This is a genomic window from Ruegeria sp. AE4, assembly GCF_056542185.1.
The window spans coordinates 603,824-623,081 of sequence record NZ_JBQFZK010000001.1 but is presented as its reverse complement, the minus strand read 5'-3'; the positions used below and the strand labels follow the sequence as shown (position 1 = coordinate 623,081).

Genomic DNA, 19,258 nt, shown 5'->3' with positions numbered 1-19,258 from the left:
GGTGACAGGGGCATGAGCCAACTTGAGGAATTACAGCACCGCATTATTGCGGCGATGGACCGTATCGGAACGGGCGTCGACGCATTGGGCGGCGCGTCCGTAGATGCCCGGCCGGATGACGGCCTCCAGGCAGCGCTTGAAGATGAAAAAGTTGCGAACGCGCAGCTTCAGGAACGTCTGAGAACCCTAAAGGAACAGCACGAACAGGAAGTGGACGGGCTGAGAGCCGATCTTGAGGAGTTGCGAAGCGCTCCGACCAATACAGCCGAAACAGACGCTCTGCGATCCGAGCTGGAAGAAGCCCGTGCGAAAATCGCGACGGTCGAAGCCGCGCGCGCTGAATTGGCCGAAGCCAAGGCCGCATTGGACAACAGCACCGAGCTGGAGGCGCTGAAAGCGGAAAACAGCCGTCTAAAGGACGAACTGTCAGATACAGTCCGCGTCGACGACCTGAGCGCCGAGCTTGAGATGCTGCGCGCTGAACGGACCAGTCACGGCGCTGCAATGTCGCGACTGGACGACGATCTGCAACGGATGCGCAAGGCAAACGAGCAGTTGCGCACTGCGATAGAGGAATTGCGCGCCGCCACCGCCGAAGGTGTCGCAGATGCCGAGCTGCTGAACCGGGCCACCGTCGCGGAACTGGAAGCAACGCGCGCAGCACAGGCGTCAGACGCCGCCGAAGCGCAGGCAGTTCTTGCAAGGTTGGAACCTCTGCTGTCGCAGGCGAAACTTGTTGAAGGTGAGGTAGAGTGATGCCCGAAGTGACCATTCATATCGGCGGGCGCGGTTTTGAGGTATCCTGCCGAGACGGGGAAGAGCCCTTTCTGCACGCTGCCGCCAAAGTGTTGGACGACGAGGCACAGGTGCTGTCCGATCAGATCGGTCGTATGCCGGAATCCCGCATGTTGCTGATGGCCGGTTTGATGCTGGCCGACAAGACTGCGGCAACAGAGGACAAGGTCAAGTCGCTCGAAGGGAAACTGGCCGAAGCCGAAGCCGAGCTTCAGGCGCTGCGAAGCGCCCCGGCGCCCGAACCTGAGCGCATTGAAGTGGCTGTGGTTCCACCATCCGTTACAGATACGCTGGCCGAACTGGCCGCACGGGCCGAAGCGCTGGCCGCAGTAGTTGAGGAGAAAAAGGCACGATGAAGTTCCTGCGCAAATTCATCTGTGCGGTGGCGCTGATTGCGCCCGCGACAACAGCATTGGCTGAGATCGATATTCTGTCTGTCACCTTCACCTGTGAAAACGGAATACCGCTGCCTGTCACCTATTTCAACGCGCCGGACAGTACGGGTGCAGCGGCAACCTTGGTGGACAATTCTCTGGTTGTGATGCGTCAAGTCCAAAGCGGGTCTGGTATCCGCTACGAATCCATTGGTGATGGTGGAACCTACATCCTGCGCTCGAAAGGGTGGGACGCGTCCGTAAGCTATTTGGCGGCAGGCGCCGCCGTTGAGCAGGATATCTACCGGGGTTGTTCCAGCCGTTAGGCTGGATTACGCGTTTGCTTCGCGAATTTTGTCGGCTGCTTCCTTGTTGTAGCCGACGTTGTTTTCGTCGAACAACGCGTCCAGTTCGCCCGACAGAGTCATCTCGGTGATGATATCGCAGCCGCCAACAAACTCACCTTTGACGTAAAGCTGGGGCACAGTGGGCCAGTCGGAATAATCCTTGATCCCCTGACGCACCTCTTCATCGGCCAGAACGTTCACATCCGTGTATTCAACGCCCATGTAGTTCAACACGCCAGCCACGCGCGAGGAGAACCCGCATTGCGGCATTTCCTTGGTGCCTTTCATATACAGCACCACATCGTTGGCTTTGACGGTTTGGTCGATCTGGGTCTTAACGTCGGTCATCTTGTTTTTCCTTTTCATCCGCACCTGCGGGGATTGTTCCATCACTGGGCAAACTGGGTGCCCATCCTTCCGTTTCAAGCCGCCGGTGTTCGGCCTGCGCCATTTCCACCGGATCAAGCCCGTACCTCTCAAGGCCGCCCACTTTGCTGAGTTCACCCGGATCTGGACGCATGTCGGCGAGGTTGCGTTTTCTGTTCCGCTTCACATAGGCTTCGATCAGCGCGGCGGCAACTATCAAAGCTGCGATTGCTGATATCCAAACCTGCCATGAACTCATTTTTTGGGAACCATCGCTTTGGCGTAGGCCTGTGGGTCTCTGGTGACCCGAGACACGGTTACATGACCACCGCCGCCTCCCAACACGGTTCCGTGGTCTATCAATTGGTCTCCGTGACCAGGTTTCACACCCCGAATTTTGTCGGAGCGCCTATTTTTCATTGCCGATCTGATAATAAAGGCGCTGCCGGCAAAGGCAATCAGTCCACAAATGCCGTATATCCAGACGGTTGCACTCACTCAGGTACTTTCGTCGTCAGCGCCAGCGCGTGCAGCTCACCATCTGGGCCATCCATCTTGCCTTTCAGCGCGGCATAAACCGCGCGTTGTTGCTGCACCCGGTTTTTGCCGCGAAAGCTCTCGTCCACCACCATGGCGGACATATGAACACCGTCGTTGCCGCCGACCTGAATATCCGCGTCAGGAAAAGCTTCTCGCAGCAGGTGTTCGATTTGATGGGCGCTCATCGGCATGTAGGTAACTCCTGAAGGTCTTTCCAAAGATGTAGAGCGCCTGAACCGGGCGCGCAAGGGCACATGAATATGCCAAAACGACGAAACCTGCGCTTATTCAGAACGCAGGTTTCGAGCGAGATTTATTCAGCCTGATCAGGCGACGGCGTCGGCAAAGCTGTTGCGGAAAACGGTCGTCAGGTCTTCTAGCGAGGCCTCCGAACCGCCGATCCTGACGGTATCTCCAGTAAAACGACCTACAGAGACCAGCGGCACACCTGCCTGACCTGCCGCGATCATCAACGCCTCGGCCTGATCAAAGTTGCACGCGACCAGATACCGTGCCTGATCTTCCCCGAACAGGAATTCCGTCGGTGCATCATCGAGACAAACGCCAACCCCGGCCGCCTCGGCCAGTTCGAAGGCCGCAAGCGCAAGACCGCCATCACTCAGGTCTGTGCAGGCCTTGATCATTCCACGATTGGCGCGAATGAAATCACCATTGCGTTTCTCGGCGTCCAGATTCACATGTGGCGCGTCGCCATCTTCTCGGTTGAAGACCTCGGCCAGAAGGGCGGACTGACCCAGATGGCCTTTGGTTTCGCCGATCACCAAAGCCACGTGGCCTTCGCGCACCTCATTGCCGATGATTTCATCACTGTGTTTCAGCAGCCCGACAGCGCCAATTGTGGGGGTGGGCAGGATCGCCTGACCGTCGGTTTCATTATACAGTGACACGTTGCCTGACACGATCGGCATATCCAGCGCGCCGACTGCGGCGCCGATGCCCTGAATGGCGCCGACAAACTGACCCATGATTTCGGGCTTTTCCGGGTTGCCGAAGTTCAGGTTGTCGGTGGTAGCCAACGGTTTCGCCCCAACAGCCGTCAGGTTACGGTAGGCTTCGGCCACCGCCTGTTTGCCGCCTTCAACCGGGTTGGCGCGGACGTAGCGCGGGGTCACGTCAGAGGTAAACGCCAGCACCTTGTCGGTGCCGTGCACGCGCACCATACCCGCACCCAGGCCCGGTGTCCGGTTTGTATCCGCCATTACCATCGTGTCGTATTGCTCATAAACCCACTGCTTGCCCGCGTAGTTGGGCGACGATAGCAGGGCGCGCAGGCCGTCAATCGGGTCGATCTGAGGCACTTCAGCCAGTTCTTCGGCTTCGGGCGTCGGCACCCAAGGGCGATCATATTCGGGCGCGGTCGAAGACAGTTTGGACAGGACGAGATCGGCCTTGACCTCACCGTTGTGCATGATCAGGAAGCGGTCTTCGGCAATGGTTTCGCCAACGATTGCGAAATCGAGATCCCATTTTTCGAACACGGCGCGGGCCTCGGCCTCAAGTTCGGGTTTGAGAACCATCAGCATGCGTTCCTGAGATTCGGACAGCATCATTTCATAAGCTGTCATGTTCTCTTCGCGCTGGGGGACGTTTTCCAGATCCAGACGTACGCCCAGACCGCCCTTGTCGCCCATCTCAACCGCGGAACAGGTCAGGCCCGCGGCACCCATGTCTTGAATCGAGATCACGGCACCGGTCTGCATCAGCTCAAGCGTTGCTTCCATCAGGCGTTTCTCGGTGAAGGGATCACCCACCTGAACAGTAGGGCGTTTTTCCTCGATGGTGTCGTCAAACTCGGCCGAGGCCATCGTCGCGCCGCCAACACCGTCGCGTCCGGTCTTGGCACCCAGATAAACCACAGGCATTCCCACGCCCGACGCGGCAGAGTAGAAAATCTTGTCGCTGTCGGCCAAACCGGCGGCAAAGGCGTTCACAAGGCAGTTGCCGTTGTAAGCCGGGTGAAAGCGGACCTCGCCCCCAACGCAAGGCACACCGAAACAGTTGCCATAGCCGCCAATGCCTTCGACCACGCCGTTGACCAGCTGGCGGGTTTTGTGGTGGCCGGGTTCACCGAAGGACAGCGCGTTCATCGAAGCGATCGGGCGGGCACCCATGGTGAACACGTCCCGAAGGATGCCGCCGACACCCGTTGCCGCGCCTTGATAGGGCTCGATGTAAGACGGGTGATTGTGACTTTCCATCTTGAAAACAACGGCCTGACCGTCGCCGATATCCACGACACCGGCATTCTCGCCCGGTCCGCAAATGACCTGAGGTCCCGAGGTCGGAAGAGTGCGCAACCACTTCTTCGACGACTTGTAAGAACAATGTTCGTTCCACATAGCCGAGAAAATGCCAAGCTCGGTAAAGGTCGGTTCACGCCCGATGATCTCGAGGATCATGTCGTATTCCTCGGGCTTGAGCCCATGTGCGGCAATCAGATCGGGTGTGATGGCGGGCTCTTGCATCTTCTGTCCTGTGTCCAAGTGGGCCGAGATTGCGCGCCTTGTAGGGCAAGCACGCGCGTGTGGAAAGGGTCAAGTCGGCGCAGGTCGCGTCTTTCAAAGAAAAACGGAACCGGCATCACGGCCGGTTCCGAAAAACCGCACAGCAGTCCTGCTGCAAATCGCCGACGTAAACCCCGAAGGTTACGCCGATCCCTGGTCTTTGTTGACCTCGGCAGCAGCTGCGGCGCCAACAGCAGTCTTCTGCTCGGGCGTCAGATGCTCGACCTCTTCCAGTCCGGGAATTGCAACGCGCACCTCGCGGCGGGCAAAGTCGATGCCGTTGGCCTTGAACTCGGCCTTGACCTTGTTGAAGATTTCCTTGCGCAAGGTGAACTGCTTGCCGGGCTTTGCCATGAATTTACCGCGAATGATCATGCCCACATCGTCGAAGTCGAACACACCCTGAGACTTGAAGGGTTGCAGGAAGCCTTCTTTGTGGGTTTCGTCCTCCATCATTTCGGCCCCGATCTTCTTGAAGATTTTCTTGACCTTGTTGGGATCGGTATCGAAGGGCACGGTGAACTTCAGCTTCATGATCACCCAGTCACGGCTGTAATTCGTCAGCTTCTGGATTTCACCATAAGGGATTGTGTGCACAGGCCCCCTGTGATGACGCAGTTGCATTGAACGGATCGAGATTTTTTCGACCGTTCCGGTGGTTCCGCCCACATCGACATATTCGCCGACGCGGAAGGCATCATCGACCAGAAAGAAAACACCGCCCACGATATCCGCCACCAGTTTCTGAGCACCAAAGCCGATGGCCAGACCCAGAACACCGGCACCGGCCAGAAGCGGTGTGATGTTGATACCCAGCGCACCCAAGGCCAGCAGGCCAAAGATTACCGAAATTGTGACTTGGGCCGTAATCCGCATCAGCGGCAGGACCGTCGCCAGACGAGAGCCTCCGGCACCGCCGCCTTCACCGCTTGCTTCCTCGTCGACTGCTTCAGCTGCGGTCTGTTCCTTGGCCAGCCTGCGGTTGATCCATAGTGAAACAACCTCGTTCAGGATGTAGCCGACCGCAATGATCAGAAGGAATTCAATGACAGCGCCGCCAACTTCGGCACTGACACCGGCCGAGGCGACATTGCGCAGGTCAAGATGCCACGCGCGGGCGATCATGAAAACCACGACCAAACCCGCAATAACCCGCCCAATACGGATATAGCTGCGCTTGGCCGCGCGATGAGCGCGTTCGGCCAGCGGGCCTTCGCCTGACATTGGTGGCTGCAAATGGCGTACCAGCCCGCGGATCAAAGTGTCGAGAGCAGGGGCAATCAGTAACCAGAACATGGTTGTGAAATGCGCACCACGACCCAACAATCTCAGCGTCGATGGATCGCGTTGTGCGACCAGGAATTCGACCAGCAGCCAGATTGTCACCGAAACACCAATGGCGAAGTAGGGATAATAATGCGCAACTTCTTCATCGAATTTCGTGTGATCCGGATCTGTTCCCAGCATCATCTGAGACAACCCTTCGCGCGCGGTCCATGCGATAATAGCGATATAGACATGGGTTGCCGCGTTCAGCCAGAAGCCGATGCGTGTATCGTCACCTGTCACGCCATTAAGAGCGTTAAAGCGCACAACAAACAGTGTGAACCCAATCAGGATCAACAGCCCGATCAGATTGCGATGCAGATATTTTGCCCAATGGTCGTCAATACTCACCAACCGATATTTGGGCTTCTCCGGTGCCAGAACAAAACGTGAGGCCGCAGCCCCCAGGCGTGGAATCCAGATCAAATAGAAAACAAACGGAGCGGCATAGGTGATCTGTTCGGGTGTCAGAAGCCCGCGACCAATCGCGCGAATGACAACATAGAACACGATCAGCCCGGCAATTTCGCGGCAGAACCTGCGGAACAGGTAACTGATGGCGCCCCTGAGATCGGCCTCATCCCCAACTTCGGTCGCTTCATGCCAGCGACGGGTCAGGAAAATGAACAGTTTCTCGGCTATGAAACCCGCAATCAACACAGAAAGAATAAGCCCAAACAGGGTAAGGACGCCGGACGTTCCAAACGTGTCGCTGAAATTGCCAAACGCAGTTATCTGTGCCGTGACAATATTGGGAAGCGTGGTCAGAACATGTGTCCAGGACGAGACCATCTCGGCCCATATCTCACTGATTTCGGTCAGCGGGTCTTCCACGTTCGCCTTCTCGGCAGCCTGCTTTTCGGCGACCGCATCAAGGCGCTCTAACAGAATGGCGCGCACCTGGTCATCTGACATGCGGGCAACCAGACCATCGACCTGCTCAGGTGTTAGATCGTCCGGAATGGTCACTGAAGAAGTTGAGCCGGTATCTTGCGCATAAAGCGGAACCGCCAAAAATAGAGTGCAGACAATCGCCAACATAAGGCGGAATGGGTGGAACATGATTCTCCCTCGAACACGAAATTATCTCGTTTTTTTGGGATCATATGCCTATGCGTGTATTTTTCCCAGAGCTTTCGCTGACTTGATGCAACGCCTAGAGCAAAAAAAAGGCCGAGCAATAAGCTCGGCCGTAGTCCAACAGGGAGGTATGAAGATGATGAGCGTTTCAGCATCACCGCCTTCGAGTGCTCATTTAGGGGTCAGATTGTAAACGTTCAAGGAATTTAACCCTGAAATGTCCTCATGCCCGCTATGCCATTTATGCATAGCTAAAGTTTTCCCATCTTTTTCAGTTGTTTGCGCTGTGCGATGATCTCGTCCTGCACAAAGTCGCGGAACGCCCCGACACGTTTGGAGTGTCGGAGTTCTTCGGGATAAGCCAGATAGACCGGCACGTCAGCGGTTTCGACATCCGACAGAACTGGCACAAGATGCGGGAAATCCTGTGTGACGTAATCTGGCAGAACCCCAATGCCGAGATTGTGCAACACTCCCTGAAGGACGCCGAAGTAGTTGTTTACCGTCAACAGGGATGCGGGATTGTAGGTCATAAGGTGGCGAACCATGGCCGCGCTGGCGCCCACCTGGGGTGCCGCGGGTGTTTGACAGATCAGCCGGTGATTTTGGATATCCTCCAGAGATTTCAGCATTCCACCATGGGCTTCGATGTAGTTGTGCGTCGCGTAAAGCGCCATCTGAACCGTCATCAGGCGTTTTCGCACAAGATCTGCCTGGCTGGGTTCCTTCATGCGAATGGCGACATCCGCTTCTCGCATGGGAAGGTCCAGAACTCGTTCTTCCAGCATCAGGTCGATGTTCAGATCAGGATATTGTTCATAAAGCTTGGGCAGGCGAGGGGCGAGCCACAGTGTGCCGAACCCAAAGGTCGTCGTGACCCGAAGAACGCCAAAGACCTCTTCTTCACTGTCGCGAATGCGTGCGGCAGCTGCGTCCAGCCGTTTTGACATGGCGGATGTGGCGTCGAACAACAATTCACCCTGTTCGGTGAGAATCAGCCCCCGGGCGTGACGGTGAAAAAGGGTGGCATCCAACGACTCTTCCAGCGCACGGATCTGTCTGCTCACGGCGGATTGAGACAAATTGAGCTTGTCCCCGGCATGTGTGAGGCTGCCCGCATCGGCCACCGCGTGAAATATTCTAAGCTTGTCCCAATCCATCGCCGCAACTTTCGTTATCTTTTCGAACGCCTATATGAAACAGGTAACAAGTTCTACAATCAAAGGCCGAAATCGTTACAGTTCAGTGCATAAAACCTATACAGGTCAGAAATTATGACCTAAAATGCGCTGAGTACATGCACACTGATCTGGCGAGGGGAGACGTCTGATGAGTCAGCCACAGATTACGTTAAACGACCGGTTCGATCTTGAGAAAAGCCCCGTTCTTCTGAACGGAACACAGGCGCTTGTCCGGTTGATGCTGATGCAAAAGGCCAGAGACCGGCAGGCGGGACTGAACACGGCGGGGCTGGTGACTGGATATCGTGGCTCGCCACTTGGCGCTGTTGATCAGCAGATGATGCGGGCGCAAAGGCAGTTGTCCGAAAGCGATGTTACGTTTCAGTTCGGATTGAACGAAGATCTGGCGGCAACGGCGCTGTGGGGCAGCCAACAGGCCGGCTTGCGCGGCGACGGCAAGTTCGATGGGGTTTTCGGGCTTTGGTACGGCAAGGGACCGGGTGTAGACCGATCCGGTGACGTCATGCGCCACGCGAATATGGCCGGAACCGCCAAGCATGGCGGTGTGCTTATGGCGATGGGTGATGACCATACCGGCGAAAGCTCGACCGTGTTGCATCAGTCCGAATGGTCACTGGTAGATATGTATATGCCGGTCGTCAGCCCGGCGGGCGTGCAGGAAATCCTCGACTACGGAATATACGGCTTTGCGCTTAGCCGTTTTGCCGGGGTTTGGGTTGGGCTAAAAACCATGAAGGACACAATCGAGGTTACTTCGGTTGTGGATGGTCGCCCCGACCGAATGCAGGTTACCGTACCTGATTTCGATATGCCGGAGGGCGGTTTGAATATTCGCCTTGGGGACACGCCGCACCTGCAAGAAACGCGCGTCATCGATTACAAAAGGTTTGCAGCCGAGACGTTTTCGCATGCCAACAAGCTGGACAAGCGGATTTGGGGCAAACCGGGTGCAAAGATCGGGTTTGTTGCCGCGGGCAAGAACTGGCTGGACCTGACCCATGCGCTGTCGCTGTTGAACATCGATGAATCCGAAGCCGAACGGCTGGGGATCACGACCTACAAGGTGGGGCAGACTTTCCCGCTGGACATGGTCGGGTTCCACGACTGGGCCGAAGGGCTGGACCTGATCGTGATCGTCGAGGAAAAGCGCAAGCTGATCGAGGTTCAGGTCAAAGAAGCTATCTTTGACGACCGCCGCGGTCGCCGGGTTTATGGGTGGTACAAGGGCGGCGCCGGTACGTTGCACCGCGATGAACTGTTCCCGACCCGTGGCGCGCTGGACCCGATCATGATTGCTGAAAAGCTGGGTGAGATCCTGATCGAAGAAGGGCGTGAAACCGATGGTATTCGGGCCGGGCTGGCCTCTTTGTCCGAGGCGCGCCGGGCCGACAATGCGCAGGAAATTGCAACGCGGCTTCCGTACTTCTGCTCGGGCTGCCCGCATAACAGTTCGACCAAAGTCCCGGATGGCAGCCGTGCCTATGCAGGGATCGGTTGTCATTACATGGTGCAGTGGATGGACCGGAACACCACGGGCTTTACCCAGATGGGTGGTGAAGGCGCGAACTGGGTCGGTGAGGCCCCGTTTTCGACCACCAAACACGTGTTCCAGAACCTTGGCGATGGCACCTATAACCACTCGGGCGTTCAGGCGATCCGCGCGGCGTTGTCTGCAGGCACGAACATCACCTTTAAGATCCTGTTCAACGATGCCGTCGCCATGACGGGCGGGCAGGAGAATGAAGGCGATCTGACCGCAGAACGGATCGTTGCCGAAGTCAAAGCCATGGGTGTCCGTGAGGTTGCTCTGGTCTATGACGAAAAGGAAGACGTGAACTTCAAGGCTCTGCCGTCGAGTGTTCAGACATTCGAGCGTGCGGAACTGATGCAGGTGCAGGAGAAGTTCCGCGAGATCGAGGGTGTTTCGGTCATTGTCTACGTTCAGACCTGTGCGGCCGAGAAGCGCCGCCGCCGCAAACGCGGCACGTTCCCGGACCCGGACAAGCGTGTGTTTATCAATACCGATGTTTGCGAGGGCTGCGGCGATTGCGGGGTGCAATCGAACTGCGTGTCGATCGTTCCCAAGGAAACAGAACTCGGGCGCAAGCGGGCCATCGATCAGTCAAGCTGCAACAAGGATTATTCCTGCCTGAACGGCTTTTGCCCGTCCTTCGTTACGCTTGAGGGGGCGAAGATCCGCAAAGAGGCAACAACCGAAATCGACTTGCCCGATCTACCGATGCCGGTGCTGCCCAAAATCAGCGGTACGCATAACGTGGTGATCACGGGTGTCGGGGGAACCGGTGTTGTCACGCTGGGTGCGATCCTTGCGCAAGCTGCCCAGATTGACGGCAAAGGCGCGGGCATGATGGAAATGGCGGGCTTGGCGCAGAAGGGCGGCGCGGTCCACATCCATTGCCGTCTGGCCAACGCACCCGAAGACATCAGCGCCATCCGTGTCGCAACCGGCGAAGCCCATGCGCTGATCGGCGGTGATCTGGTGGTATCCGCCGGAGCCAAAACATTGGGCCTGACCCGCACTGGCCGTACAGGCGCCGTTGTGAACAGCCATGAGACGGTTACAGGCGACTTTACGCGCAATACCGAGTTCCGCATTCCCGCCGATCAATTGGAACTGGCTCTTCAAGCACGACTGAAAGAAGATGTCTCGCTGTTTGACGCGACCGAGTTGGCACGCGCCGTGATGGGCGACTCGATCTATTCCAACATGATGATTTTTGGCGCAGCGTGGCAGCGCGGGTTGTTGCCCGTCAGCCATCAGGCGATCTTTGATGCCATCGAATTGAACGGAACTACGATTGAACGGAACAAACGTGCGTTTGATATCGGGCGTTGGGCGGTTCTGCATCCGGCAGAGGTACAGTCCATTCTGTCCCCGACCGTAACCGAGATGCCCAAATCGCTGGATCAGAAGATCGAATCCCGCGCAAGCCACCTGACCGACTACCAAAGTGCGCGGCTGGCCAAGCGGTATCGCAAGCTGGTCGACAGTGTTGAGGATGCGGATATCCGCGAAGCGGTGGCAAAGGGCTATCACAAGCTGTTGTCCTACAAGGATGAATACGAAGTCGCGCGCCTTCTTCTGTCAAGCCGTGACAAAGCGGCTGCCGAGTTCGATGGCGATTTCAAGATGACGTTCCATCTGGCTCCACCCTTTTTGGGGGGATCGGGCAGCAACGACAGACCCCGCAAACGTGCGTTTGGCGAAGCCATCCTTGGCCCACTGAAGCTTTTGACCCGGTTGAAGGTGCTGCGCGGTACGCCATTGGACATCTTTGGCTATTCGTCGGAACGCAGGATGGAGCGTGCGTTGATCCGTCAATATGAAAAGGACATGCGCGAGGTTCTGCCGCGTGTGTCGCAGACCACACGCGATGCGATTGCCGCCCTGGCCCGTTTGCCGCTGGATATCCGTGGGTTTGGCCCCGTATTGCGCGCGAACGAGGCCAAAGCAGCCAAGCGGCGCGAGGAATTGCTGGCCGTCATTCGCGGCGGAGGGGCAGGGTTGCAGGCCGCGGCGGAATAAAACGTCACAAGCGTGTCACGATAGCTAGGCAAAATTGTTACTTGCACTTATTTTGCAGGCAGCAAGCCGGAGACCCATATGCCTTCTCGTCGTCATGCCGTTCGCGACATTTCCTACGCGCATTCCGCCGAAACCAAAGGCGGGCGGATGGTTATCAAGCTGATGGAGAACACGACGGGCCGTATGCGCCTGATCAAACGCGCGGACGGGTACGAGAAAGAAGTTGCCAATGGGCGCGACTTTTGGGCCGTGATGGTCGAACGCTATGGGCTGACTCTGGACGTGGCGGGGGGATCGCTTTCGAATATTCCGAAAGACGGTCCTCTGATCCTGATTGCCAATCATCCCTACGGAATTCTGGATGGCCTGATGATGGGACATATCCTGTCCGAAACGCGGGGAGATTTCCGCATTCTGGCTCATCGGGTGTTTCGCAAGGCCGAAGACCTGAATCGCATCATTTTGCCAATTTCGTTTGATGAAACGAAAGAGGCGATGCAACTGAACCTTGAGACCCGAAAAACCGCGCTCAACTATCTGGGCGAAGGCGGGGCGATCGGCATTTTCCCCGGCGGGACGGTCAGCACCGGGGTTAAGCTGTTCTCCCACCCCATGGATCCGGGTTGGCGCGGGTTTACCGCGCGGATGGTGGCCAAATCGAATGCCACGGTTGTTCCGGTTTTCTTTGATGGCCACACCTCTCGTCTGTTTCAGATCGCCAGCCATCTGCACAGTACTTTGCGGATGGGCCTGCTGATCAAAGAATTCAAGAAACGCGTTGATACACCGGTGAAAGTCGTGATCGGAGAGCCGATAGGCCGTGACATTCTGGACCCGCTCAGCAAGGATACACGCAAGATGATGGATTTCCTGCGCAAAGCCACGTATGAGCTGTCTCCAACGCCGTTGAAGTCTTATGATTACGGCTATGAGTTTGAGGAACGGCATCGCGCCTGAAGGATCTAATGGCAGTAGGTATCTTCGATTCCGGTTTGGGCGGTCTGACCGTCCTGAGTGCCGCGCAGCAACGTCTGCCGGACGTTGATTTCCTGTATTTTGCAGATAGTGCACACGCGCCTTACGGTGTGCGTGATGCCGAGGATATCTATCAGCTGACCCGCAAGGCGGTTCAGGATCTGTGGTCGCGTGGCTGCAACCTGGTGATTCTGGCCTGCAACACGGCCAGCGCCGCAGCGTTGCGGCGCATGCAGGAAGAGGGCGTGCCCAGCGGCAAACGCGTTCTTGGTGTTTTTGTCCCGTTGATCGAAGCGCTGACCGAACGGCAATGGGGTGACAATTCTCCGCCGCGCGAAGTGGCCGTCAAACATGTGGCGTTGTTTGCAACGCCTGCCACCGTGTCCAGCCGGGCCTTTCAGCGTGAATTGGCGTTTCGGGCTATCGGTGTAGATGTCGAGGCACAGGCCTGTGGCGGCGTTGTGGATGCCATAGAAGACGGCGACATGATCCTGGCCGAAGCCCTGGTGCGCAGCCATGTGGATGCGCTGAAACGCAAGATGCCGGAACCTCAGGCCGCTATTCTGGGCTGCACGCATTATCCGTTGATGGCCGAAGCATTTCAGGCGGCGTTGGGTGAAGATGTGCAGGTTTACAGCCAGGGGACGCTTGTTGCTGACAGTCTGGCAGATTACCTTCAACGTCACCCCAGCATGTTGGGTGAGGGCCCGAGTGGTTTCCTGACAACAGGCAAACCCAATGTGGTAAGCGACCGGGCGACGCAGTTCCTCCGACGACAAATCACCTTCCAGGCTGCCTGACTTAGGTCAAGGACGCAGCCGCTTTGCTTCCCTTATTTCAAGGCCGTCGCATCGGCGGTCGAAACATGTGACACTCAAGTGAAAGAGGTCTGACATGACCCATAAAATCGCAATTTTGGGCGCTTCGGGCTATACCGGCGCTGAATTGGTGCGGCTGATTGCCGAGCACCCGAACATGGATATCGTCGCGCTGGCCGCCGAACGTAAGGCTGGCATGACAATGGCGCAGGTTTTCCCGCATCTGCGCCACATGGATTTGCCTGATCTGTGCAAAATCTCCGAGATCGACTTTTCTCAGGTCGACCTGTGTTTCTGCGCCTTGCCGCACAAAACCAGTCAGGAAGTGATCCGGGACTTGCCGAAAGACCTGAAAATCATTGACCTGTCCGCAGACTTCCGGCTGGCAGACCCCGACGAGTACAAAAAATGGTACGGCAATCCGCATATCGCGCTAAGACAGCAGGAAGAGGCGATTTATGGTCTTACCGAGTTCTACCGCGAAGACATCAAGGAGGCACGGCTTGTTGCGGGTACCGGGTGCAATGCGGCGACCGGGCAATATGTTCTGCGGCCACTGATATCTGCCGGGGTCATTGATCTGGACGATATCGTTCTTGATCTGAAATGCGCCGTATCAGGGGCAGGGCGGTCACTGAAGGAAAACCTGCTGCACGCTGAACTGAGCGAAGGCAGCAATGCCTATTCCGTCGGCGGGACACACAGGCATCTTGGAGAGTTCGATCAGGAGTTTTCGAAACTTGCCGGTCGGGCTGTGCATGTGCAGTTCACGCCCCACCTTATCCCTGCAAACAGGGGTATTCTGGCCACAACCTATGTGAAGGGTGACCCGCACAGCATCTACGAAACGCTTGCCAAAGCCTACGCGGACGAGCCGTTCATCCAGATGCTGCCGATGGGTGAGACCCCTTCGACCCACCATGTGCGGGGGTCGAATTTCTGTCACATCGGTGTTGTGGCGGATCGGATTGAGCGGCGCGCAATTGCAATTGCAGCGCTGGATAACCTGACAAAAGGTAGCAGTGGGCAAGCCTTGCAGAACGCGAACCTGATGTTAGGTGAAGATGAAACTCTGGGCCTGATGATGGCCCCGCTTTTCCCGTGAGGATGGTATGAAAACGCTCAAGAAACGTCGGCGCGTACAAGTCATTCTGGTGGCAGTTGTTGCCTTGGTGGCGGCAACAGCGTTGATTGGCTGGGCATTGCAGGACGGGATCAACTTTTTCCGCTCACCCAGTGAGGTGATTGCCGAGCCGCCGAAACCAACCGAGGTGTTCCGGATAGGCGGCTTGGTCGAAGAAGGCTCGATCATTCGCGGACAGGGCGAAACCATTCGTTTTGTTGTAACGGATGGTGGTGAAAGCGTTCCGGTCTCGTTCACAGGTGTTCTGCCTGACCTTTTCTCGGAAAATCAGGGGATGATCGGCACAGGCAGTTACGTGAACGGAGTCTTTGAAGCGACTGAAATTCTTGCCAAACACGATGAAACCTACATGCCGAAAGAGGTCATGGACGCTCTGAAAGAGCAAGGTGTCTACAAAGGCGCGGAAGAAAGCTGAAGCCGTTTGACTCTGTTACGGAGCGTTGCGTGCATGGTGCATGCAGCGCTCCGTTTCGTTTTAAATCATTAATTTCTGTCGGAAACGGTGTGGCCACCTAACGTTACGAGGGTGGTATGCAAACGGTTCGGCAAATTGCCAAAGAGATTGTGGCCCGTGAAGGGGGCTTTGTTGATGACCCCGACGATCCGGGCGGGGCAACCAAGTTCGGGGTCACGATTCACACCCTGCGCAGGCTGGGTTTGGATCTGACTGGCGACGGTCGGGTTGACGAGGCGGATGTGCGCGCATTGTCCCGTCGGCAAGCGGTCGACATTTTTGTGCGGCACTATTTCGACAAGCCGCGCATTGTTGAGCTGCCCGAAACCCTGCATGCCTCTGTTTTCGACATGTATGTGAATGCCGGTGCGCAGGCGGTGAAGATCCTTCAGCGGCTGCTACAGGAAATGGGGTTTAACGTCACCGCCGACGGCGTGATAGGCCCGCAAACCGTGGCGGCCTGCCAAAGCGCGGCGCAGCCAGAGCCTGACGTCTTGCGCGACGCTTACGGAATTGCGCGGCGAAACTACTATTTTCACCTTGCTGATCGGCGGCCTGCATCCAGAAAATACGCGCGTAGCCGATCAGGCGGCAAAGGTGGCTGGATAAAACGGTCGGAAGAGTTCCTTTCGCCGCGTTATCACCTGTCGGACAGCGATTTTAACAGAAGGATCGCGGCATGGGGCTGATTTCAGGTGTGCTGGCGCTTTTGTTTGGTAACGGGCGCAACGTCTTACAGGAAACCGCAGAACTCTATCGTGAAAACACCGAAGCAGGCGCAGTACGCGCCAATGAGATTCAAACTCAGGCCATGGTGCAGTTCGGTAGCGAATTTCAGGCACCTCAGAAGGGTCTTTTTGACCGTGTCATGGACGGCGTGAACAGGTTACCGCGCCCGGCGCTGGCATTGGGAACGCTTGGCTTGTTTGTTGCCGCCATGGTCGACCCAATATGGTTTGCCGCACGGATGCAGGGCATAGCCTTGGTCCCAGAGCCGCTGTGGTGGTTGCTGGGCGTGATCGTATCGTTTTACTTTGGCGCGCGTCATCAAAGTAAAATGCAGGATTTTCAGCGGGATATCCGCTCAACCATGACGCAACTGCCAACGGTCATGAGCAATATCGAGGCCTTGCGCACGATGCAGAGCGACAGCCCGGGAGTTGCTGATCCCGGTCCGGATGCTGTGCTGAACAGCGATGTCATACGTCCCGAGGAAAACCAGGCGTTAAACGATTGGCGAAAGCTTCGCGGTATCTGACCCGCGACACTTTGTGCGTACAGATCAAGCTAAAGGTCATGGCCCCCGGTTCCGCACCGGCGTATATTCCGGGGCATGATTACAGAACTTGGCCACTTCACCCTGATCCTCGCGTTCTTTGTCGCAATTGTGCAAAGCGTTGTTCCCCTGATCGGCGCCTCAAAACGTTGGACCGGCTGGATGGCTTTTGCAGAGCCCGCCGCCATCGTGCAGTTCCTGCTGACGGCGTTTGCGTTTGGTGCTTTGATCTGGGCGTTTGTAACCTCTGACTTTTCCCTCAGGATCGTGGTCGAGAACAGCCACACGGCAAAGCCGATGCTGTACAAGATCAGCGGAACATGGGGCAACCACGAAGGATCCATGCTGCTTTGGGTGCTGATCGTCACCCTGTTTGGAGCGATGGCGGCTTTCTTTGGTGGCGGCTTGCCACCGACACTCAAAGCCCGTGTTCTGGCCGTTCAATCGGCCATTGCCGTGGCGTTTTTCGGTTTTATCCTGTTAACGTCGAACCCGTTTGACCGGCTGGCCATCGCTCCGTTTGACGGGCGCGACCTGAACCCGCTGCTTCAGGATCCCGGGCTGGCCTTCCATCCGCCGTTTCTGTACCTCGGCTATGTCGGGCTGAGCATGGCTTTCAGCTTTGCGATTGCGGCCCTGATCGAAGGGCGTATCGATGCGGCATGGGGCCGTTGGGTGCGCCCCTGGACGCTGGCGGCCTGGGTTTTCCTGACTATCGGTATCGCGCTGGGGTCCTGGTGGGCCTATTACGAACTCGGCTGGGGCGGTTTCTGGTTCTGGGACCCGGTCGAAAACGCGTCCTTCATGCCCTGGCTGTTGGCGGCGGCGCTGTTGCATTCGGCAATAGTTGTGGAAAAGCGCGAAGCATTGAAAAGCTGGACCATTCTGCTGGCAATCATCGCGTTTGGATTTTCCCTCATCGGTACGTTTATCGTGCGATCAGGGCTACTGACCTCGGTTCACGCATTTGCCAATGATCCGGAGCGCGGTGTATTCATCCTGATCATTCTGGTCTTCTTCATCGGCGGCGCGCTTACCCTGTTTGCCGCACGGGCACAGGCGATGGAGGCCAAGGGCGTTTTCGGCATGGTCAGCCGCGAAAGCGCGCTGATCGTGAACAATGTCCTTCTGGCGGTCAGTTGCTTCGTCGTTTTTGTTGGGACGATGTGGCCGATGGTCGCCGAGATGATGTTTGACCGCAAACTTTCGGTTGGGGCACCGTTTTTCAACGCGGCGTTTTCTCCGTTCATGGTATTGCTGGGGTTGATCCTGCCAATCGGGGCGATGCTGCCGTGGAAACGCGGTCGGCTGGGCAAAACGGCTTGGTCCCTGCGCTATGCCTTTGGTCTCGCGCTGGCGATTGCGCTGTTGGTTTGGGCCATGCAGACCGGCCGCAGCGCGTTAGGGCCCGTAGGCCTGTTCCTGGGGGCATGGATCACTTTCGGTGCAGCCATTGATTTGTGGAGCCGGACAGGCCGCAATGGCAGCTTCAAACGTCTGATCCGACTTCCAGGCGCCGATTGGGGTAAGGCAGTTGCCCATACAGGCCTTGGGGTGACGATCTTTGCGATTGCCGGTCTGACCGCATGGGAGGCAGAAGATATCCGTGTGGCGCAGCTGAACCAGCCCTTCGAAGTAGGTCAGTTCACACTGACGTTGCAGGACGTGCGACGGGTTCAGGGGCCGAACTATTTTTCAACCACGGCTGATGTTCTGGTCGAAAAGGGCGGTCGCGCCATTGGAACGCTGCATCCCGAGAAACGGGATTATCCCGTTGCACGCATGCCGACGACCGAGGCCGCGATTGACTATCGTTTTCTTGGTGATCTTTACGTCGTCATCGGGGATCAGCAGGCAGATGGCGGCTGGGTCATGCGAACCTATATCAAGCCTTTGGCGAACTGGATCTGGGGTGGTTGTATCCTGATGGCGCTCGGTGGTGTCCTCAGCCTGAGCGACAGGCGGTTCCGCGTCGCCGCAGGTGCGCGAAAAACACCAGCTGGCGGAGTACCTGCGGAATGAGACGCCTTGTTCTGATCTTGCTGCTGCTGGCAGCGCCGGTGTTTGCGGTACAACCTGATGAGGTTCTGGACGACCCTGTTCTGGAGCAGCGCGCGCGCGACCTGAGTGTCGGGTTGCGATGTTTGGTGTGTCGCAATGAAAGCATTGACGAAAGCAACGCTGAACTGGCGCGCGATCTGCGTCTTCTTTTACGCGAACGGTTGGTTGCGGGTGACACCGACGAAGAGGCCGTCGCGTTTATCGTTGACCGCTACGGCGAATATGTCTTGCTCAAGCCCACCACCAGCGGCTCGAATCTGCTGTTGTGGCTTGCCGGGCCGATCATGTTGCTGATCGCTGCCGCAGTCGGGTTGAACTTTCTTCGCACACGCGCCAGGGCGCAGGTTTCAGGTGAAACCGAAGCTCTAAGCGCGGAAGAACAGGAACGCCTTCGCCAAATTCTTGAAGACTGACGTTTGGTTCTGCTT

Annotated in this window: 18 protein-coding genes; 12 read left to right on the top strand and 6 right to left on the bottom strand. The window is 57.0% G+C overall.

Annotated elements, in window-relative coordinates; all coding sequences use genetic code 11:
- Positions 1-12 precede the first annotated feature (12 nt).
- Genes ACR0EK_RS03150 through ACR0EK_RS03140 form a run of 3 tightly spaced genes read left to right on the top strand, consistent with a single transcriptional unit; the run spans position 13 to position 1,495 of the window.
- Positions 13-756, top strand: a complete 744-nt coding sequence (locus ACR0EK_RS03150; protein WP_480564922.1) for a hypothetical protein — start codon at positions 13-15, stop codon at positions 754-756.
- Positions 756-1,151, top strand: a complete 396-nt coding sequence (locus ACR0EK_RS03145; protein ID WP_480472573.1) for a cell division protein ZapA — start codon at positions 756-758, stop codon at positions 1,149-1,151. The genes ACR0EK_RS03150 and ACR0EK_RS03145 overlap by 1 nt, the downstream gene beginning before the upstream one ends.
- A complete protein-coding gene (locus tag ACR0EK_RS03140; RefSeq protein ID WP_480558491.1) occupies positions 1,148-1,495 on the top strand; it encodes an MliC family protein in 348 nt (115 codons plus the stop codon). The genes ACR0EK_RS03145 and ACR0EK_RS03140 overlap by 4 nt, the downstream gene beginning before the upstream one ends.
- Positions 1,496-1,501: 6 nt before the next feature.
- On the opposite strand, the gene grxD is transcribed toward ACR0EK_RS03140, so the two are convergent.
- From grxD to ACR0EK_RS03110, 6 genes are all read right to left on the bottom strand, one after another.
- Positions 1,502-1,864, bottom strand: coding sequence for a Grx4 family monothiol glutaredoxin (gene grxD, locus ACR0EK_RS03135; protein ID WP_480481103.1), 363 nt, complete (start codon positions 1,862-1,864; stop codon positions 1,502-1,504).
- Positions 1,851-2,141, bottom strand: coding sequence for a hypothetical protein (locus ACR0EK_RS03130; RefSeq protein ID WP_480558487.1), 291 nt, complete (start codon positions 2,139-2,141; stop codon positions 1,851-1,853). Before ACR0EK_RS03130 ends, grxD begins: the two co-directional genes overlap by 14 nt.
- A gap of 235 nt (positions 2,142-2,376) precedes the next feature.
- A complete protein-coding gene (locus ACR0EK_RS03125) occupies positions 2,377-2,613 on the bottom strand; it encodes a BolA/IbaG family iron-sulfur metabolism protein (protein ID WP_267363417.1) in 237 nt (78 codons plus the stop codon).
- 135 nt (positions 2,614-2,748) lie between these two features.
- Complete coding sequence (gene purL, locus ACR0EK_RS03120) at positions 2,749-4,908, bottom strand: phosphoribosylformylglycinamidine synthase subunit PurL (RefSeq protein WP_480564918.1); 2,160 nt, start codon at positions 4,906-4,908, stop codon at positions 2,749-2,751.
- Positions 4,909-5,088: 180 nt separating this feature from the next.
- Positions 5,089-7,335, bottom strand: a complete 2,247-nt coding sequence (locus ACR0EK_RS03115) for a mechanosensitive ion channel family protein (protein WP_480564915.1) — start codon at positions 7,333-7,335, stop codon at positions 5,089-5,091.
- A gap of 269 nt (positions 7,336-7,604) precedes the next feature.
- Complete coding sequence (locus ACR0EK_RS03110; RefSeq protein WP_480481095.1) at positions 7,605-8,513, bottom strand: LysR family transcriptional regulator; 909 nt, start codon at positions 8,511-8,513, stop codon at positions 7,605-7,607.
- Positions 8,514-8,682: 169 nt separating this feature from the next.
- On the opposite strand from ACR0EK_RS03110, the gene ACR0EK_RS03105 reads away from it, so the two are divergent.
- From ACR0EK_RS03105 to ACR0EK_RS03065, 9 genes are all read left to right on the top strand, one after another.
- The gene (locus tag ACR0EK_RS03105) at positions 8,683-12,102 is read left to right on the top strand and encodes an indolepyruvate ferredoxin oxidoreductase family protein (RefSeq protein WP_480564912.1); all 3,420 of its coding nucleotides are present in this window, start codon (positions 8,683-8,685) and stop codon (positions 12,100-12,102) included.
- 78 nt (positions 12,103-12,180) lie between these two features.
- A complete protein-coding gene (locus ACR0EK_RS03100; protein ID WP_480564909.1) occupies positions 12,181-13,059 on the top strand; it encodes a lysophospholipid acyltransferase family protein in 879 nt (292 codons plus the stop codon).
- Positions 13,060-13,067: 8 nt separating this feature from the next.
- Positions 13,068-13,877, top strand: a complete 810-nt coding sequence (gene murI, locus ACR0EK_RS03095) for a glutamate racemase (RefSeq protein WP_480564906.1) — start codon at positions 13,068-13,070, stop codon at positions 13,875-13,877.
- 94 nt (positions 13,878-13,971) lie between these two features.
- Complete coding sequence (argC, locus tag ACR0EK_RS03090; RefSeq protein WP_480564903.1) at positions 13,972-15,000, top strand: N-acetyl-gamma-glutamyl-phosphate reductase; 1,029 nt, start codon at positions 13,972-13,974, stop codon at positions 14,998-15,000.
- A gap of 7 nt (positions 15,001-15,007) precedes the next feature.
- Positions 15,008-15,454 (top strand): cytochrome c maturation protein CcmE, encoded by a 447-nt coding sequence (ccmE, locus tag ACR0EK_RS03085; protein WP_209504023.1) that lies wholly within the window; start codon positions 15,008-15,010, stop codon positions 15,452-15,454.
- A 116-nt stretch (positions 15,455-15,570) separates the two neighbouring features.
- A complete protein-coding gene (locus ACR0EK_RS03080; protein WP_480564900.1) occupies positions 15,571-16,182 on the top strand; it encodes a holin-associated N-acetylmuramidase in 612 nt (203 codons plus the stop codon).
- Positions 16,173-16,751 carry a holin family protein gene (locus ACR0EK_RS03075; protein ID WP_480564897.1) on the top strand — a complete coding sequence of 193 codons (579 nt, stop codon included), beginning with the start codon at positions 16,173-16,175 and terminating at the stop codon, positions 16,749-16,751. The genes ACR0EK_RS03080 and ACR0EK_RS03075 overlap by 10 nt, the downstream gene beginning before the upstream one ends.
- Before the next feature lie 75 nt (positions 16,752-16,826).
- Complete coding sequence (locus tag ACR0EK_RS03070; RefSeq protein WP_480564894.1) at positions 16,827-18,791, top strand: heme lyase CcmF/NrfE family subunit; 1,965 nt, start codon at positions 16,827-16,829, stop codon at positions 18,789-18,791.
- Positions 18,788-19,243 carry a cytochrome c-type biogenesis protein gene (locus ACR0EK_RS03065; protein WP_480564891.1) on the top strand — a complete coding sequence of 152 codons (456 nt, stop codon included), beginning with the start codon at positions 18,788-18,790 and terminating at the stop codon, positions 19,241-19,243. The genes ACR0EK_RS03070 and ACR0EK_RS03065 overlap by 4 nt, the downstream gene beginning before the upstream one ends.
- The last annotated feature ends 15 nt before the right edge of the window (positions 19,244-19,258 follow it).

Excerpts from the sequence above, each read along its gene's own strand:
- ACR0EK_RS03100 (WP_480564909.1), top strand. The coding sequence starts at position 12,181 with ATGCCTTCTCGTCGTCATGCCGTTCGCGACATTTCCTACGCGCATTCC.
- ACR0EK_RS03140 (WP_480558491.1), top strand. The coding sequence starts at position 1,148 with ATGAAGTTCCTGCGCAAATTCATCTGTGCGGTGGCGCTGATTGCGCCC.
- ACR0EK_RS03065 (WP_480564891.1), top strand. The coding sequence starts at position 18,788 with ATGAGACGCCTTGTTCTGATCTTGCTGCTGCTGGCAGCGCCGGTGTTT.
- grxD (WP_480481103.1), bottom strand. The coding sequence starts at position 1,864 with ATGACCGACGTTAAGACCCAGATCGACCAAACCGTCAAAGCCAACGAT.
- murI (WP_480564906.1), top strand. The coding sequence starts at position 13,068 with ATGGCAGTAGGTATCTTCGATTCCGGTTTGGGCGGTCTGACCGTCCTG.
- ACR0EK_RS03125 (WP_267363417.1), bottom strand. The coding sequence starts at position 2,613 with ATGCCGATGAGCGCCCATCAAATCGAACACCTGCTGCGAGAAGCTTTT.
- ACR0EK_RS03070 (WP_480564894.1), top strand. The coding sequence starts at position 16,827 with ATGATTACAGAACTTGGCCACTTCACCCTGATCCTCGCGTTCTTTGTC.
- ACR0EK_RS03150 (WP_480564922.1), top strand. The coding sequence starts at position 13 with ATGAGCCAACTTGAGGAATTACAGCACCGCATTATTGCGGCGATGGAC.
- ACR0EK_RS03075 (WP_480564897.1), top strand. The coding sequence starts at position 16,173 with ATGGGGCTGATTTCAGGTGTGCTGGCGCTTTTGTTTGGTAACGGGCGC.
- ACR0EK_RS03115 (WP_480564915.1), bottom strand. The coding sequence starts at position 7,335 with ATGTTCCACCCATTCCGCCTTATGTTGGCGATTGTCTGCACTCTATTT.
- ACR0EK_RS03110 (WP_480481095.1), bottom strand. The coding sequence starts at position 8,513 with ATGGATTGGGACAAGCTTAGAATATTTCACGCGGTGGCCGATGCGGGC.
- purL (WP_480564918.1), bottom strand. The coding sequence starts at position 4,908 with ATGCAAGAGCCCGCCATCACACCCGATCTGATTGCCGCACATGGGCTC.
- ACR0EK_RS03145 (WP_480472573.1), top strand. The coding sequence starts at position 756 with ATGCCCGAAGTGACCATTCATATCGGCGGGCGCGGTTTTGAGGTATCC.
- ccmE (WP_209504023.1), top strand. The coding sequence starts at position 15,008 with ATGAAAACGCTCAAGAAACGTCGGCGCGTACAAGTCATTCTGGTGGCA.
- ACR0EK_RS03130 (WP_480558487.1), bottom strand. The coding sequence starts at position 2,141 with ATGAGTTCATGGCAGGTTTGGATATCAGCAATCGCAGCTTTGATAGTT.
- ACR0EK_RS03105 (WP_480564912.1), top strand. The coding sequence starts at position 8,683 with ATGAGTCAGCCACAGATTACGTTAAACGACCGGTTCGATCTTGAGAAA.
- argC (WP_480564903.1), top strand. The coding sequence starts at position 13,972 with ATGACCCATAAAATCGCAATTTTGGGCGCTTCGGGCTATACCGGCGCT.
- ACR0EK_RS03080 (WP_480564900.1), top strand. The coding sequence starts at position 15,571 with ATGCAAACGGTTCGGCAAATTGCCAAAGAGATTGTGGCCCGTGAAGGG.